The 16,397-nt window shown below is 70.4% G+C and carries 13 protein-coding genes; 9 read left to right on the plus strand and 4 right to left on the minus strand.

Features of this window, described 5'->3' with window-relative positions; genetic code table 11:
* Window position 1: 1 nt before the first annotated feature.
* Both ABIC61_RS03925 and ABIC61_RS03930 read right to left on the minus strand, forming a co-directional pair.
* Complete coding sequence (locus ABIC61_RS03925) at window positions 2-337, minus strand: MGMT family protein (RefSeq protein ID WP_354028892.1); 336 nt, start codon at window positions 335-337, stop codon at window positions 2-4.
* Complete coding sequence (locus tag ABIC61_RS03930; RefSeq protein WP_144753125.1) at window positions 334-792, minus strand: GNAT family N-acetyltransferase; 459 nt, start codon at window positions 790-792, stop codon at window positions 334-336. Before ABIC61_RS03930 ends, ABIC61_RS03925 begins: the two co-directional genes overlap by 4 nt.
* Before the next feature lie 98 nt (window positions 793-890).
* Here ABIC61_RS03930 and ABIC61_RS03935 point away from each other — a divergent pair, with 98 nt between their 5' ends.
* The 8 genes from ABIC61_RS03935 (at window position 891) to ABIC61_RS03970 (ending at window position 13,780) form a co-directional block, all read left to right on the plus strand.
* Window positions 891-2,132: an ROK family transcriptional regulator gene (locus ABIC61_RS03935; RefSeq protein WP_354028893.1), complete on the plus strand. Its 1,242-nt coding sequence runs from the start codon at window positions 891-893 to the stop codon at window positions 2,130-2,132.
* Window positions 2,133-2,332: 200 nt separating this feature from the next.
* A complete protein-coding gene (locus ABIC61_RS03940) occupies window positions 2,333-4,714 on the plus strand; it encodes a lamin tail domain-containing protein (protein ID WP_354028894.1) in 2,382 nt (793 codons plus the stop codon).
* Between the two features lie 149 nt (window positions 4,715-4,863).
* Window positions 4,864-5,706, plus strand: a complete 843-nt coding sequence (locus ABIC61_RS03945; protein ID WP_354028895.1) for a PhzF family phenazine biosynthesis protein — start codon at window positions 4,864-4,866, stop codon at window positions 5,704-5,706.
* Between the two features lie 275 nt (window positions 5,707-5,981).
* On the plus strand, window positions 5,982-7,337 hold the full coding sequence (locus tag ABIC61_RS03950; protein WP_144753113.1) for an extracellular solute-binding protein: 1,356 nt from the start codon (window positions 5,982-5,984) through the stop codon (window positions 7,335-7,337).
* A 113-nt stretch (window positions 7,338-7,450) separates the two neighbouring features.
* A complete protein-coding gene (locus ABIC61_RS03955) occupies window positions 7,451-8,401 on the plus strand; it encodes a carbohydrate ABC transporter permease (RefSeq protein WP_097181192.1) in 951 nt (316 codons plus the stop codon).
* Window positions 8,401-9,300 (plus strand): carbohydrate ABC transporter permease, encoded by a 900-nt coding sequence (locus ABIC61_RS03960; RefSeq protein WP_144753110.1) that lies wholly within the window; start codon window positions 8,401-8,403, stop codon window positions 9,298-9,300. The genes ABIC61_RS03955 and ABIC61_RS03960 overlap by 1 nt, the downstream gene beginning before the upstream one ends.
* 37 nt (window positions 9,301-9,337) lie before the next feature.
* The gene (locus ABIC61_RS03965) at window positions 9,338-12,448 is read left to right on the plus strand and encodes an alpha-mannosidase (RefSeq protein ID WP_354028896.1); all 3,111 of its coding nucleotides are present in this window, start codon (window positions 9,338-9,340) and stop codon (window positions 12,446-12,448) included.
* Window positions 12,449-12,814: 366 nt separating this feature from the next.
* Window positions 12,815-13,780 (plus strand): hypothetical protein, encoded by a 966-nt coding sequence (locus ABIC61_RS03970; protein WP_354028897.1) that lies wholly within the window; start codon window positions 12,815-12,817, stop codon window positions 13,778-13,780.
* Between the two features lie 15 nt (window positions 13,781-13,795).
* Here the strand turns inward: ABIC61_RS03970 and ABIC61_RS03975 are convergent, their stop codons facing one another.
* Window positions 13,796-14,413, minus strand: a complete 618-nt coding sequence (locus tag ABIC61_RS03975; protein ID WP_354028898.1) for a TIGR00645 family protein — start codon at window positions 14,411-14,413, stop codon at window positions 13,796-13,798.
* A gap of 202 nt (window positions 14,414-14,615) precedes the next feature.
* Window positions 14,616-15,053 carry a YdeI/OmpD-associated family protein gene (locus tag ABIC61_RS03980; protein WP_354028899.1) on the minus strand — a complete coding sequence of 146 codons (438 nt, stop codon included), beginning with the start codon at window positions 15,051-15,053 and terminating at the stop codon, window positions 14,616-14,618.
* 194 nt (window positions 15,054-15,247) lie between these two features.
* Between ABIC61_RS03980 and ABIC61_RS03985 the strand changes: the two genes are divergently transcribed.
* Entirely contained in the window at window positions 15,248-16,393 is a 1,146-nt protein-coding gene (locus tag ABIC61_RS03985; RefSeq protein ID WP_354028900.1) for an ABC transporter substrate-binding protein, read from the plus strand.
* Window positions 16,394-16,397 lie beyond the last annotated feature (4 nt).

Consider the following 16,397-nt stretch of genomic DNA (forward strand, 5'->3'; position numbering starts at 1 on the left):
GTCAGAACGGGTCGTCCGCGTCCGTGGAGGGTGACCATCGCGCCCGGCGCATGTCGATCCTCCAGGTCGTCGTCCCCTGCACGAGCGGCGTCCCCTCGGCTCGGTAGTGCTCGTGCGCCCGCGCCTCGTGGTGCACCGGCGGCAACCCACCGGACCGGACCACCCGCCACCACGGCAGGTCGGAGCCCTCGTGCGCCATCACCTTGCCGACCGCGCGCGACGCCCGTGAACCGAGCGCGGCAGCGACGTCCCCGTAGGTCATGACGTGCCCGGCGGGGATGAGGCGGACGACCTCGGCGACGGCCGCGCCGAAGTCGTCAGGCGCGCCCTCGGTCACACCAGCTTCAGCACCGCGAAGTGGTCGCCGTACTGGGTCTCACGGACGACCTCGAACCCGACCGCGCGGAAGAACGGCTCGGGGCTGTCGTCGCCGCCGGGTTCGTAGACGACCGTGAGGCGCTCGAGGCCACGGCTCCGGGCCTCGTCGGCCAGACCGTGCACGGCGAACCGACCGACACCGCGGCCCTGCGCCGTCGCCGACACGTTCACACGCCAGATGGCACTGCGGAGTTCTTCCTCGGAGTTGTCCTCGTCGAAGGTGCCGATGATCATGCCGACGACCTCGTCGCCGTCGAGCACGACACGGGTCCACGCGGAACTGGGCTTCACGTCGGACTCCGCGACGCCGTACGTCGTCGGCTGCACGAACTGTTCCTGCCCGGGCTTGAGCGTCAGGGAGTTCGCCGCCGCAGCGGTCGACGCGGAGAGTTCTTCGAGGCGGAGGTCCGTCATGCCGCTCAGGCTAACGGTGGTACCCGTGCGGGGGCCAGCGCGGCGTCGAGAACGTCACCGCACCGTTGCCGGAGCCGCCCGCGCGGTATGGTCGCGGAATGGCAGAACATCGGCGCGGGGCGAACCTCCCGTCGATCGGCGGGTTCAACCGCACCGTCGTGCTCGACGCGGTGCGCCGCTCGCCCGACGGACTCAGCCGCGTCGAACTCGCCTCGCGCACGGGACTGAGCGCGCAGACGGTGTCGAACGTCACGCGGTTCCTCATCGAGGCGGGGATGATCGCCGAGTCCGGCACGATCGTGTCCGGACGCGGCAAGCCCCGGACCATCCTGCGGCTCGAGGCAGCCAGTCGGTACGCCGTCGGAGTGCACGTCGACCCGGCCGTCGTGACCTACGTGCTGCTCGACCTCGCCGGGACGGTCGTCGCCTCGACCACGACGTCCACGCCGACCGCGGACGATCCGTCCGAGGTAGTCCGCACCATCGCCACCGCGATCGACGGGCTCGTGCGCGACGCCGAGGTCGACATGGACGCGGTGCTCGGCGTGGGCATCGCCAGCCCGGGCCCGATCGACGTGGACGCCGGCGTGGTGCTCGACCCCCCGTTCCTGCCGCGCTGGCGGGACGTGCCGCTGCGTGACGCGCTGTCCGAGGCGACGGGCTACCCGGTGCTCCTCGAGAAGGACGTGACGGCCGCGGTGGTCGGCGAGATGTTCCTGGCGGGGGAGTCCTCGGCGCGGAACTTCGCCTTCGTGTACTTCGGCACCGGGTTCGGCGTGGGGCTCGCCGTCGACCACGAACCGGTCCGCGGTGTGGGTTCGAACGCCGGTGACGCCGGACACATCATGGTCGACCAGGGCGCCCTCGCCGGCACCCCGGACAGTGCCGGCACCCGGGGTGAGGTCGGCGCGGCCGTCGCCCCGGACCGACTCGTGCAGATCGCCCGGGACCGCGGGCTCCAGCTCGACGCCCCCTCGGACGTCGAGTCCGTGGACCGCGCGTGGGACGGGCTCGCCGCCGCGATCGACGCCGGGGACCCGGTGGCGATCGGCCTGGCGGAGGACGCCGGCACCGTGATGGGCAACGCCGTCGTCCTCATCGTCAACCTGCTCGACATCGACCGCGTGGTCTTCGGCGGACCGTTCTGGTCGCGGGTGGCGAGTGCCGCGCTGCCGGCCGCCCGTGCCGCGATCGTCGAGTCGCCGCTGCTGGTGCCGAAGCACCCGGTGGTCGTCGACGAGAGCGACCGGGGCGCGGACGTCGCCGCCGTCGGGGCTGCCTGCCTCGTGCTCGACGCGGCGTTGTCGCCGCGCGCCAGCGCGCTCCTCATCCGACGCTGATCGACCGGCTCGCGCCGCGGGGTGGTCGCGACCAGGGGCGGACTGGAGGCGCGGGGCGGGCCCGCACCGTGCCTCCAGTCCGTCGTCTGGTTGCGTCCGGTGCCCGCGACACCTGTCGTTCACCTGGTCGCCACCGGGCGGACGCCCGGGTGCTGAACAGTCGTGCAGGTCCGCCCCTGACCTCCCGAGAAGGACCCTGCATGCATCCCCGTGCCCTGCGCTTCGGCGCGTCCGTCGCAGCCGGCCTCGTCGTCGCCGCCGGCGTCCTCACAGCGACGCCCGCCTCCGCTGCCGTCGGTGACGACGACCCGAACGTCGGGCCCGCCGCCGCGAACGGCCTCGTCGTCAACGAGGTCGAGTCGAACGGTGACGACACCGACTGGGTCGAACTGCGGAACACCTCGTCCGCCGCGATCGACCTGTCCGGGTACGCGTTCCTCGACGACGACAGCTCCCACGACGCCTACGTCCTGCCCGCTGGGTCGACGATCGCCGCCGGCGGGTACTTCGTCATCGACCAGCTGTCCGCGACCGCTCCCGGCTTCGACTTCGGCCTCGGCGGAGCGGACACCGCACGCGTGTACGACCCGGCCGGGGACCTCGTGCTGCGGTACTCCTGGACGACCCACGCGGCGGTCACGTACGGCCGCTGCCCGGACGGCACCGGCGCCCTCGTGGACACCACCGCGTCGACCAAGGGCGCGGCGAACGACTGCTCCTCGCCGGTGCGCATCAACGAGGTCGAGTCGGACGGCGGCACCCCGGGTGACTGGGTGGAGCTGACGAACGTCGGCACGAGGACGGTGGACCTCGGCGGCTACGTCCTCAAGGACAGTGAGGACGACCACACGTACCCGATCCCCGCCGGCACGACGGTGGCCCCGGGTGGCTTCACGGTGCTCGACGAGGCCTCCTTCGGCTTCGGGCTCGGCAAGGCGGACTCCGCCCGGGTCTTCGACCCGCAGGGGCAGCTCGTCGACTCGTACTCGTGGACCGCGCACGCCGCGTCGACGTACGGCCGGAACCCCGACGGCACCGGCGCCTTCGCGGACACCGCCGCGCCGACGAAGGGCGCCGCCAACCGGTTCGCCGGTGTCGTCACGGCCGAGCCCTGGCCCGGCGGCCCGGACGAGACCGTGCTCGACGACGAGGACACCTTCACGGGCGACCTGAGCGGCATCGACTGGACGACCTCCCCGACCTCGGCGCAGGGCCAGGTCTGGGCCGTGCAGAACGGCGACGGGCTGCTCTACCACCTCGTGTCGGACGGCAGGGGCGGCTGGGCTCCGTCGAACGCTGTCGGCACGAAGCTCCACTACGCCGACGGTTCCGGGACGCCGGACGCCGAGGGCGTCACCGTGACGTCGGACGACCCCGGCGCGGTGTACGTGTCGACCGAGCGCAACAACGACGTGTCGTCGACGAGCCGCCCGGCGGTCCTGCGGTTCGCGACGACGTCCGGCGGGGAGTCGACGCTGAACGCGACGGACGAGTGGAACCTCGCCGCGGACTTCCCGGGTCTCGGGGCGAACGCCGGCCTCGAGGGCGTCACCTGGATCCCGGACTCCTGGCTCACCGCGCACGGATTCGCGGACGAGCACACCGGCGCCGCCTACGCCCCTGCCACGTACGCGGGGCACGGAGACGGCCTGTTCTTCGTCGGGGTCGAGGGCACCGCGAGCGTCTACGCCTACGCCCTGATGGACGACGGTTCGTTCCAGCGGGTGGCCACGATCGCGACGCCGTTCTCCATCGTCGCGGACGTCCAGTTCGACCCGACGCTCGACGCGCTCTGGGTGGTCTGCGACGACGCGTGCTCCGGCCGCACCGCGCTGTACGAGGTGTCTGACGGTGCGTTCACCGCGTCGACCGTGTACGAGGCACCGTCGGCGGCCGACCGCACCCTGGCCAACGAGGGCTTCGCGATCTCGGGCGTGTGCGCGAGCGGCTCACGAGCCACCTTCTACGCGGACGACAACGACACGGACGGGTTCTCGCTCCGGACGGGGACGTACCCGTGCGACGGGTCGACGCCGGGGGACGGTGGGACGCCTGGTGATGGAGGGACGACCCCGCCCCCGACCCCGACTCCGGGTGGTGGTGGGTCGACGCCCGCCCCGAACCCCGGTTCGGGGCCGGCGGGGACGCCGACGACTCCGGTGGCTCCGTCGGAGTCGTCGCTGACCGAGGCGAACCGTGGTTCGGTGTCGGCGCCGTCGTCGGGTCGTGCGGGGGAGACGATCACGATCACGGTCGGCACGCAGTACGCCGGCGACCGGGTGAACGTGTGGATGTTCTCGACGCCGACGCTGCTGGGGACGGTGACGGTCGCCGCGGACGGCACGGTGCGGGCGACGATCCCGGCGGATGCTCCGGCCGGGACGCACCGGATCGTGGTGACGGCGGCGGACGGGACGGTGCTCGGGTGGACGACGATCCGCATCGACCCGGCGACGGGCGAGTTGGCGTACACCGGCGCCGAGGGGCTCGGTGCCGGCGCGGTGGCGGCGTTCCTGCTCCTCGCGGCCGGCGCGGGCGTCCTGGTGGCCCGTCGTCGTCGCGGAGCGCGCGTGTCGGTGTGATCGAGTGAGCAGCAATGGTCGGGTTCGCGATGCGGACCCGACCATTGCTGCTCACTGAACGCGGCCTGGGCAGCCGACCCCCGAGCGCAGGCCACGCGCTCCCGATCGGCCCGCGAGCGACGTCGGCGCCGGGCAGTACCGTCGAGACCGTGAGCATCGAGATCCTCCGGTACACCGCGTTCGCCTCCGAGCCGGGCGGTGGCAACCCCGCGGGCATCGTGCTGGACGCAGCCGACCTCTCCGACGACGAGATGCAGGCGATCGCCCGCGACGTCGCCTACCCCGAGACCGCCTTCGTCGTCGGGCACACCCCCACCGGCCCGCACGTCCGGTACTTCTCCCCGGGGGCCGAGGTCCCGTTCTGCGGCCACGCCACGATCGCCACCGCGGTGGTCCTGGCGGAGCGCGACGGCCTCGGGCGACGGGTCTTCACGACGGGCGCGGGGGAGATCGCCCTCGACGCGACGGCTGCGCCGGACGGCACCGTGCAGGTCGCGATGACGAGCGTGGAGCCGAGCGTGCGACCGCTCGACCCGACCCTGCGCGACCGGCTGTTCGGGCTGCTCGGCCTGGTGCCGGACGACGTCGCCGAGGGGTTCCCCGTCCTGGAGTCCTTCGCCGGGAACCAGCACCCGGTGGTCGTCCTCGCCGACGAGCAACTGTTCCACCAGTTCCGGTTCGCACCGAGCCCTCTCGCGGAGCTCGCGCACGAGGCCGGGTGGGCTGGGACGGTCACGGTGCTGCACCAGACCGCACCGTTGGAGTACGAGGCCCGCAACCTCTTCCCGGTCGGCCGCATCACCGAGGACCCGGCGACCGGTTCAGCAGCGGCGGCCACTGGTGCGTACCTGCGCGAGGTCGGGGCCGTTGCACCGGATGACCGCGTCGTGATCCGGCAGGGGCGGCACGTCGGCCGACCGAGCGTGCTGCTCGTCGATGTCCCGGCGACCGGCGGCATCACGGTCACGGGCGGTGCCACGCCGATCCGCTGACGGGCGTTCCTTCCCAGGACATCTGCGATGGGAAGTCGAATCGGGCGTACCTGGTCAGAACTTCCGACCAGGTACGCCCGATTCGTGCCGGTACGCCCGGAAGCGCCCGGCGCCCGGCGCGCGGGCCCGCGCCCGGAAGCGCCCGGCGCCCGGAAGCCCCGGCCCCGCTCCGTGACCGCATCGTCACGAAAAACCTCTTGACAGCAATAAGTCAATACGGTGGACTAAGTGTGCGAGCGGGCGATGGAGCCCGCCACCTGTGCAAAGGAGCACCGATGAAACGCACCCGAATCATCGCCGGACTCGCAGCCGTGGCCGTCGCCGCGGTGGGCCTGGCAGGCTGCTCGAGCTCGGGGTCCGCCTCGAGCGACACGATCAAGATCGCGTACCAGAAGTTCGGCGCCTTCCAGCAACTCGACGCCCAGATGAAGGTCGTCAAGAAGGAGTACGAGAAGGACAACCCGGGCAAGAAGGTCGAACTCGTGCCGATCCAGGCGCAGGAGAACGACTACTACACGAAGCTCGCGCTCATGAACAAGGCGCCGGCCACCGCTCCGGACGTCATGTACGAGGACACCTTCCTCATCAAGGCCGACGCGCAGGCCGGGTACCTCCTGCCGCTCGACAAGTACACGGCGAAGTGGAAGGACTGGAGCCAGTTCTACGACAACGCCAAGCAGGCCGGTGAGGGCGTCGACGGCAAGACCTACGGCATCCCGATGGGCACCGACACCCGTGCCCTCTGGTACAACAAGGACATCTTCAAGAAGGTCGGCCTGCCCGTTCCGTGGCAGCCGAAGACCTGGGACGACGTGCTCGCCGCGGCGAAGACGATCAAGGAGAAGGACCCGGGCGTCATCCCGTTCAACGTCTACTCCGGCAAGCCCCAGGGCGAGGCGTCGACGATGCAGGGCTTCGAGATGCTCCTCTACGGGGCGGACGGCTCCGGCAACACGCTCTACAAGGACAAGAAGTGGGTCACGGGCTCGAAGCAGTTCGAGGACTCCCTGAAGTTCATCAAGGACGTCTACCAGGGCGGCCTCGGCCCGACACCGCAGCAGGCGCTCGACAGCCAGGTCGGCACCACGATCGCGCAGACGTGGCTCCCCAAGGGTCAGCTCGCGATCGACCTCGACGGGTCGTGGCAGTCCGGTACGTGGCTGAAGTCCGGCACTGCGCCGTGGCCCGAGTGGTCCGACGTGATGGGCCAGGCGCCGATGCCGACGCAGAACGGTCAGGATCCGGGCTACAACTCGATGTCCGGTGGCTGGACCCTCGCGGTGGGCAAGAACTCGAAGAACCCGCAGGCCGCGTTCGACTTCATCTCGACCTTCCTCAACAAGGAGGGCTCGCTGAAGTACGACATCGAGAACAGCCAGATCGCGGTGCGCAAGGACGTCGCCGAGGATCCGTCGTACGACGCCTCCAACCCGACGTTCAAGTTCTTCTCCGGGCTCGTGGAACACACGAACTTCCGCCCGGCGACGAGTGACTACTCCCAGGTCTCGAACGCCATCCAGGTCGCGATGGAATCGGTCATGACGGGGCAGCAGACACCGAAGCAAGCCGCCGAGGCCTACGACAAGAGCGTCGTCGGCGTGGTCGGCAAGGACAACACCACCTCCGGCTGATCGCTGCGGTGACCACCTGACGGACTGGAGGCGCGGAGCACGCCCGCCCCGCGCCTCCAGTCCGTCCTTCCCCACCTTCGGAACCCCCTCCGCACCCGGAAGGCAACCAACCCGTGTCCAGCACCCCACTCGCGCCGACGCTGTCGGCGCCCGGTGCGCCGAAGCGCACCGATCCGCCGGTCCCGCGCAAGCGGAAGCCGCTGCGGAACGTGGGACGAGCGGTCCCGCTCCTCCCCGCCGTCGTCCTCCTCGTCATCTTCCTGCTCGGCCCGGTCATCTCGTCGTTCTACGGGTCGTTCACCAACTCGGCGCTGACGGGTGTCGGCGCCGCCGACCAGCAGTTCGTCGGCCTGAAGAACTACCTCGAGCTGTTCCAGGACCCGGACTTCCCGAAGTCCGTCATCCTCACGATCGTCTTCCTGCTCGCCTCCGCAGTGGTCGGGCAGAACGTGCTCGGCCTCGGACTCGCGCTCCTCATGCGCAGCGCCCACAAGGCCGTCCGCGCGATCGTCGGCACCTTCGTCGTCGCCGCGTGGGTGCTGCCCGAGATCGTGGCGTCGTTCGCGGCGTACGCGTTCTTCAACGACAAGGGGACGCTCAACGAGTTCCTCGCGTCGATCGGGATCAGCGGGCCGAACTGGCTCTACACGTACCCGATGCTCGCCGTGATCCTGGCGAACATCTGGCGCGGCACGGCGTTCTCGATGCTCGTGTACTCCGCCGCCGTGCAGGAGGTCCCCGAGGAGATCACCGAGTCCGCCGAGGTCGACGGCGCCACCGGCTGGCAGCGACTCGTGTACATCACGCTGCCCGTCATCCGCCGGTCGATCTCGACGAACCTCATGCTCACGACGCTGCAGACCCTGTCGGTCTTCACCCTCATCTACGTGATGACCGCCGGTGGCCCCGGGACGGACTCGTCCACGCTGCCGATCCTCGCCTACCAAGAGGCGTTCAAGTTCTCGCAGCTCGGCTTCGGGACGGCGATCGCCACGATCCTGCTCGTGGTCGGCGCGGTCTTCTCGATCATCTACATCAAGGCACTCAAGCCGGAGGTGGACTGATGGCACTCACCGCCGACCGTCCCGTGTCCAACGCCACCCGTTCGGTGACCGCCCCGGGTGCGCTCCACATGACCTCCCCGCGCGGCCGCACCATGCGCTGGGTGTCGAACATCGTGCTGCTCGTCATCGCGCTGTGCTTCGCGGTGCCGCTGCTGTGGCTCGTGCTCGCCTCGGTCGACCCCGACGCGTCGCTGTCGGTGAAGGTGCCCTCGACGTTCACGCTCGACAACTTCACGAAGGTCCTCACACCGGAGCTGTCGTTCATCCCGCTCGCGAACAGCCTGCTCATCTCCGGCGGCACGGCGCTCGTCACCGTGGTCTTCGCGCTGCTGGCGGCCTACCCGCTGTCCCGCTACAAGATGCGCGTCAACAAGCCGTTCCTGTACGGGATCCTGTTCGGCACCGGCCTGCCGATCACCGCGATGATGGTGCCGGTCTACGCACTGTTCGTGTCGCTCAACCTCATCGACAACGTGTGGGGCTGCATCTTCTTCCTCGCCGCCACCTCGCTGCCGATGGCGATCTGGATGGCGAAGAACTTCATGGACTCCGTGCCGATCTCGCTGGAGGAAGCCGCCTGGACCGACGGCGCCTCGATGATGACCACGCTGACGCGCATCGTCGTGCCGCTCATGCGCCCGGGCATCGCCGTGGTGTTCATCTTCGTGTTCATCCAGGCGTGGGGGAACTTCTTCGTCCCCTTCGTCCTGCTGCTCTCGCCCGACAAGGTGCCCGCCGCGGTGAGCATCTTCAACTTCTTCGGGCAGTACGGGGCGGTGGCGTACGGGCAGCTCGCGGCCTTCTCGATCATCTACTCCGTGCCCGTCATCGCCCTCTACGTGCTCGTGTCCCGGGGCCTCGGCGGCGGCAACGCCCTCGCCGGCGGCATCAAGGGCTGAGCGTCCGTCCCCGCCCTGCTGGAAAGGAACCACCTCCATGCACCACGACGAACCCCTCGTCGAAGCCCGCATCGCCCGGCTCGTCCGGGACCGCATCGACCCCGCGGTCCACCGCCGGTCCGCCCCGGTGGAGATCGCGGCGTGGACCGTGCCGGACGAACCGGTGCCGTTCGACGTCGCGGTGGCGGCCGACTACGAGCCGTTCGCGGTCGGCGGGGCCTGGGGCGGTCGGCCCTGGGGAACCACCTGGTTCCGGATCCGGGGCACCGTGCCCGCGGACTTCGGGACGGCGCCGGGCACCACCGCGGAGCTGCTGGTGGACCTCGGGTTCACGAAGCGGCACCCCGGGTTCCAGGCCGAGGGGCTCGCGTGGCGTCCGGACGGCTCGACCATCAAGGGCGTCGAGCCGAAGAACGACACGGTCCCGCTCGAGGTCGGCCCCGGCGAGTCGTTCGAGCTCTACGTCGAGGCAGCGGCCAACCCGGACATCGGCGGCGACACCTTCCAGGGCGCCACCCCGCTCGGGTCGCGCTCGACCGCCGGCTCGAAGCCGATCTACAAGCTGCGCGCGCTCGAGATCGTCGAGCGGGACGACACCGTGTGGGAGCTCCAGCAGGACTTCTGGGTCCTCCGGGGGCTCATGGCCGAGGTGCCCACCGACGGCACCCGCGGCGCTGACATCCTCCGCGGACTCGAACGGGCCGCCGACGCCCTCGACCCGGACGACGTCGCCGGGACGGCCGCGGCCACCCGGGACGTCCTCGCACCGTTGCTCGCCGTCGGGGCTTCGGGCTCGGCTGGACGGGCCATCGCCGTCGGCCACGCGCACATCGACTCCGCCTGGCTCTGGCCCGTCCGCGAGACGATCCGCAAGTGCGCCCGCACGTTCTCCAACGTGCTCGACCTGATGGACCGCGACCCCGACTTCACGTTCGCCTGCTCGTCGGCGCAGCAGTACGCGTGGATCCGGGACGGCTACCCGTCGATCTGGGCCCGCATCAGGGAACGGGTCGCCGAGGGCCGGTGGATCCCCGTGGGCGGCATGTGGGTCGAGTCGGACACGAACCTTCCAGGTGGTGAGGCCCTCGCCCGGCAGTTCGTCGCCGGCAAGCGGTTCTTCCTGGACGAGTTCGGCATCGACACCCCCGAGGCCTGGCTCCCCGACTCCTTCGGCTACTCGGGTGCCCTGCCCCAGATCGTCCGCGCCGCCGGCTCGAAGTGGTTCGTCACCCAGAAGCCGTCGTGGAACGAGACGAACGTCATCCCGCACACCTCGTTCCACTGGGAGGGCATCGACGGCTCCCGGGTCCTGACCCACCTGCCCCCGGCCGACACCTACAACTCCGACGTCTCGGCCGCCGACCTGCACCGCGGGGAACGGCAGAACAAGGAGCGCGGGGTCGCCAACACCTCGATGCTGCTCTACGGCTTCGGTGACGGCGGTGGCGGCCCCACCCGCGAGATGGTCGCAGCCGCCCGGCGCCAGCACGACCTCGACGGCTCGCCCCGGGTCGACCTCGGCACCCCCGCGCAGGTCTTCGAGGAGCTCGAGGCCGCACTGCCCACGCCCGCCGTGTGGTCGGGGGAGATGTACCTCGAGTTCCACCGCGGGACGTACACGTCGCAGATCCGCACGAAGCAGGGCAACCGCCGCTCCGAGCACCTGCTGCGCGAGGCCGAGCTCTGGGCCGCGACCGCCGCCGTCCGACTCGGGCTCGACTACCCGTACGAGGAGCTCGAGCAGGCCTGGCACACCGTCCTCCTGCAGCAGTTCCACGACATCCTGCCGGGGTCCTCGATCGCCTGGGTCTACGAGAACGCCGAGGAGAACTACCGGCTCGTCGCGGCCACCCTCGAGGGGCTGATCGGCGACGCGACGACCGCGCTCGCGAACGGTGGGGAAGCGGCGCTCGCCGGGGTCGGGGCATCGTCGACGTCCCTCGCCGGTGGCAGCAGCGGCCTGCTCGACGCGCCGTCGTCCGACACCGTCGGTGGCGGGGCCTCCGTCGGGACGGTCGTGCGGTTCAACGCCTCGCCCGTCGCGGCGGACGGGGTGACCGCCCTGGGAGGTTCGCCGACCGACGAACCGCGAGCCGTGCCTCCAGTCCGTTCCGGTGACCACTTCGTCATCGACACCGGCGTCGTCACCGCGACCATCGACGCGGCCGGCCACGTGGTGTCGCTCGTCGACCACTCGACCGGTCGTGACGCCGTCGCGCCGGGTTCGGCCGCCGCGGAGTACACCGTGTTCCGGGACACCCCGAACCAGTGGGAGGCGTGGGACATCGACCGCGCGTACCAGCGCAGCGGGACCGTACTCGCTGCGTCGTCAGTGACGATCGACGGTTCGTCGCTCGTGGTGGAGCGGTCGTTCGGGTCGTCGACGCTCACCACGCGGTACTCGGCGGTGGCCGGGCAACCCGAGCTGACGATCGAGACCGAGGTCGACTGGCACGAGCACCAGAAGCTGCTCAAGCTGGCGTTCCCGCTCGACGTGCGCGCGGCATCGGCCTCGAGCGAGATCCAGTTCGGGCACATCGACCGGCCCACCCACCAGAACACCTCGTGGGACATGGCGCGCTTCGAGACGTCGGCGCACCGCTGGGTGCACGTCGCCGAGCCGGGCTTCGGGGTCGCCGTCGCGAACGACTCCACGTACGGACACGACATCACGCGGAACACCCGGGCCGACGGGGGCACCACCACGCTCGTGCGCGAGTCCCTGCTGCGTGCGCCGACCTTCCCGGACCCGAACGCCGACCAGGGGCACCACGTGTTCCGGACCGTCCTGCGGGTGGGCGCCTCGGTGCTCGACGCGGCCGACTCCGGGTACCGGTTGAACCTGCCGGTGCGGACGGTCGCGGGTTCCGCTCCGGTCGAGCCGCTCGTGACGGTGTCGTCGCCGCAGGTGCTCGTCGAGGCCGTGAAGCTCGCCGAGGATCGCTCCGGGGACGTCGTCGTGCGACTGTACGAGGCGTCGGGAGGGCGTGCCTCGGACGTCGGCGTGGACTTCGGGTTCGACGTCGCTTCGGTGGCGACGGTGGACCTGCTGGAACGCCCGCTGGGGGACTCGTGGGAGTCGGGGGAGCCGGTCGTGCTCACGCTCCGGCCCTTCGAGATCGTGACTCTGCGGGTGCGTCGGGCCTGAGGCAGCGGGCCCGCGCTGGAGACCGCGGCGCCGGACGGGACACGGGTGCGTTCCGTCCGGCGCCGTGTTGCGCGCGCTGGGGTCACTGGTGCCTTGGGTGCCTTGGGGTGCCCTGTTTGGCTTGGTCAGCTTGGTTGCCGTGGGTGCCGTGGTTGCCGAATCGCGCGTAGGAGGCCGTTTCGCGCGTGGGCGCCGAATCGCGAGTAGGAGGCAGGATCTTCTTGCCTCCTACGAGCGATCTGGCTTCTAAGCGCGGTTGCGATGGGAAGGAAGCTCTCCCCTCCACAGGGCGGTCCGCCTGGAGGCCCGTCCACAGTCCGCCTGTCGGCTCGCCGAACGACGGCGTCCGTCCAGGACCGTGGAGACATGGAACAGCCACTCGCGATCTACCGGGCCAGCACCACGCGGGATGCTGGTCGCTCCGGCGCGACGATGCGCAGGCGAGCCGCAGGTGACGGTCCCGGCCGACTCGTGCGCGTCGGTCCGAACGCCTTCGTGCGAGGGGCCGACTGGGACGCCGCTGGGCCACGGCAGCGGTACGTCACCCGCGTGTTCGCGCGGCTCGGGCGGCGGAGTGCCGCCGCTGCTGGTTCGCACGTCTCAGCCGTCGCCGCGCACGGGTTGCCCTGGCTGTACCCGTGGCCGGACACTGTCCACGTCACCGTACCGAAGTCGCAGTACCGGTCCGGGTCGGAGTCGCTCAAGCTCCACACGCGACCGTTCGGCGCAGACGACGTCGTCGAGCACGCCGGTGTGCGGTTCACCTCGGTCGCCCGCACCGTGGCGGACGTCGCGCTCCTCGGCGATGTACGGGCCGCGGTGGTCGTGGCGGATGCTGCCCTACGCCGAGGGCTCACCCGTCAGCAGATCGTCCGAGCGGTCGGGGGGACCGCCCACGACAGAGGACGCGCGACAGCATCGCTGGTCCTCGACCTCGCGGACGGCCGGTCCGGATCACCGGCGGAGTCGTTCACACGTGTGGTCTTCCGTGAGCTCGGTCTCCCAACGCCCGTGCTGCAGCAGGCGTTCGTGGTCGACGGGCACCGCTACGAGGTGGACTTCTGGTTCCCGGAGCACGGCGTGATCGTCGAGGTCGACGGCCGCGCGAAGTACACCCAGGACCGGTACCGGAACGGTCGATCGGCGGCCGAGGTCATCGTCGACGAGAAGCGTCGGCACGAGCGGCTGCTCACCGTGCCCGCCGTGCGCTGGATCATCCGGCTCGAGTGGCGTGACCTGTGGGACCTCGACCAGCTCGCCCGGCGTCTGCGAGCCGCAGGGCTTCCCTGCGCGGTGCGACCCGTGCGGAGCGCCCGCGATCTGGCTGCCTGACCGCGGGCGTCGTCGTCAGTGCGACTTCGGGCGGGAGATCCGGTCGATCCAGGCCAGCGCGACCGCGGAGACGATGAACACCATGTGGATGACGACCTGCCAGAACACGCCCTCTGACGTGTAGCTCTCGCCTGCGATCGATCCGCCACCAGAACGGCCGAGGTCACCGACCGCGATGAACGTCTTGAGCAGGTGGATCGACGAGATGCCGATGATGGCCATCGCGAGCTTCACCTTGAGCACGTTCGCGTTGACGTGGGACAGCCACTCCGGCTGATCGGGGTGTCCTTCGGTGTTCACGCGTGAGACGAAGGTCTCGTACCCGCCGATGATCACCATGATGAGCAGGTTCGCGATCATCACGACGTCGATCAGGCCGAGCACCGAGAGCATCACGGTCGCTTCGTCGATGTGCGTCGGGTCCGCGATGACCGTCTCGGCGAGGTGCCAGAGCTCGATCATGAACACGATCACGTAGACGATCTGCGCCACGATCAGGCCGAGGTACAGCGGTGCCTGCAGCCATCGCGACAGGAAGATGAGCGAGCCGATCGCACGTGGGCCAGATCGGGTGGGGCGCGGCGGACCGGCGGGGTTCGGGGTGGCGGGGGCGACGTCGAGCGTGTCGGTCACGGGAGTCCTTCTCGGTGATCGGCGGGAGCAGGACTCTACCTGAGTGGTCCGACAGGTTCCCTGAGTGCTGGTTCGTCCCATCGCGCGCGCAGTAGGAAGCGGAATCGCGCGTAGGCAGCCGGAAGGAGCGACCTCCTACGCGCGAAACTGCCTCCTACGCGCAGATCGGCCTCCTACGCGCGGAACGGCACCCACACGCCCCCTACGTGCGCAGCGCCTCCACGGCCTTCGCCACCCGCCGTGCACGCGTCTCCGGAGCCTTCGCCGAGACCACCGGGTCGACGAGCGCGCGCTGCCGCGAGTTCGAGAGCGTGTCGAACGCCGCGCGGACCCCTGCCTCGTGCAGCGCCGTCTCGAGGTCGGCGGGCAGGTCGACCACCCGGGGCTGGGTGTCGACCTCGAGCGTCACGGACACGGAGTCGCCGGCGGCCACCCCGGCGGCCGCCCGGTGCTCAGCGGACAGCGGCACGAGGAACTGCTCGTTCATGACCCCGACGGTCGACCGGTAGGTGTAGCCCCCGTTGACCGTGACGACCACGGCGGGACGCTTGCCGGAGCCGAGCGCCTCGATGACGGACGGTGGGACGGGCAATCCGGTAGCCGTCTTCCGTGCTTGCAGGACCGTCGTCGTGAACTGCATCCGTGCCTCCAGGCCGATCCGGACGCGACCACGCGCCCAACGTGAGCAAAACAGCAAGAGCGAGCAAACCGTACAGCCGCACCCGCTGTTCCGCCACCGTTCACCACCGCAGCACGGGCCGGAAACCGGCCGAGTCCACGATCATCCAGGACCCGGACCCCGAGTTCCTCCCGATCACCCGAAAGGCACACCCCGTGCAGCACAAGCGCACCCTCGCCGGCATCGCCCTCGCCGCCGCCGCGATCGTCACCCTCGCCGGATGCTCGGCCACGAGCTCCGCCAGCACGTCCGGCACCACCGACACCGACTGGAAGACCGCCACCAGCGCCGAGTCCGCCGGCGGGATGGACGCCCTCGTGAAGGCCGCCAAGTCGGAGGGACAGCTCAACGTCATCGCGCTGCCGCCGTCGTGGGCCAACTACGGCAAGATCATCGACGGCTTCACCAAGAAGTACGGCATCAAGATCAACTCCGCGAACCCGAACGGCTCGAGCGCCGACGAGGTCGCCGCGGTGAAGTCGCAGAAGGGCCAGTCCACCGCGCCCGACGTGCTCGACCTCGGCAACGCGGTGCTGCAGCAGAACCTCGACCTGCTGACCGACTACAAGGTCGCGAACTGGAGCGACATCCCGGAGAACCTGAAGGAGAAGGACGGTGCCTGGACCCGTGACTACACGGGCCTGATGTCGATCGGCTACGACTCCTCGAAGGTGAAGTCCGCGCCGAAGGACCTGGACGACCTGCTCGGCTCCGAGTACAAGGGCAAGGTCTCGATCTCGGGCGACCCGACGCAGGCGAACCAGGCCGCGAGCGCGGTCTACCTCGCAGCGCTGGAGAACGGCGGCTCGGCGGACGACATCACGAAGGGCGTCGAGTACTTCGGCAAGCTCAAGCAGGCCGGCAACTTCCAGAACGTGCTGCCGACGCAGGCGACGGTCGCCTCGGGTGAGACCCCGGTCGTCATCCAGTGGTCCTACAACAACCTCGCGTGGGGTCCGGCCGCCGGAGCGAGCGGGAACAAGAACTGGAAGACGGTCGTCCCCGAGGGCCAGGCCCTCGCCTCGTACTACTCGCAGGCGATCAACAAGGACGCCCCGCACCCCGCGGCCGCGCGCCTCTGGCAGGAGTACATCGCCAGCCCCGACGTGCAGAACCTGTACCTGCAGGCCGGCGCCTTCCCGTCCACGCTCGCCGCGCTCGAGAAGTCGGGCAAGGTCGACCAGGACGCCCTCGACGCCGCCGGCGGCGCGCCGAAGGACTCCGTCGAGCTGACCGACGAGCAGGCCACGGCCGCGGCCAAGGTGCTGTCCGCCGAGTGGGCCTCGACGATGGGCTCCTGACCAG

It is taken from the genome of Curtobacterium sp. 1544 (assembly GCF_040544915.1).
GTDB classification, from domain to species: domain Bacteria; phylum Actinomycetota; class Actinomycetes; order Actinomycetales; family Microbacteriaceae; genus Curtobacterium; species Curtobacterium pusillum_C.

Bases quoted from the DNA above. Each gene is read 5' to 3' on its own strand.
- ABIC61_RS03980 (WP_354028899.1), bottom strand. From the start codon at position 15,053: ATGCAGTTCACGACGACGGTCCTGCAAGCACGGAAGACGGCTACCGGA.
- ABIC61_RS03940 (WP_354028894.1), top strand. From the start codon at position 2,333: ATGCATCCCCGTGCCCTGCGCTTCGGCGCGTCCGTCGCAGCCGGCCTC.
- ABIC61_RS03950 (WP_144753113.1), top strand. From the start codon at position 5,982: ATGAAACGCACCCGAATCATCGCCGGACTCGCAGCCGTGGCCGTCGCC.
- ABIC61_RS03935 (WP_354028893.1), top strand. From the start codon at position 891: ATGGCAGAACATCGGCGCGGGGCGAACCTCCCGTCGATCGGCGGGTTC.
- ABIC61_RS03960 (WP_144753110.1), top strand. From the start codon at position 8,401: ATGGCACTCACCGCCGACCGTCCCGTGTCCAACGCCACCCGTTCGGTG.
- ABIC61_RS03970 (WP_354028897.1), top strand. From the start codon at position 12,815: ATGGAACAGCCACTCGCGATCTACCGGGCCAGCACCACGCGGGATGCT.
- ABIC61_RS03930 (WP_144753125.1), bottom strand. From the start codon at position 792: ATGACGGACCTCCGCCTCGAAGAACTCTCCGCGTCGACCGCTGCGGCG.
- ABIC61_RS03965 (WP_354028896.1), top strand. From the start codon at position 9,338: ATGCACCACGACGAACCCCTCGTCGAAGCCCGCATCGCCCGGCTCGTC.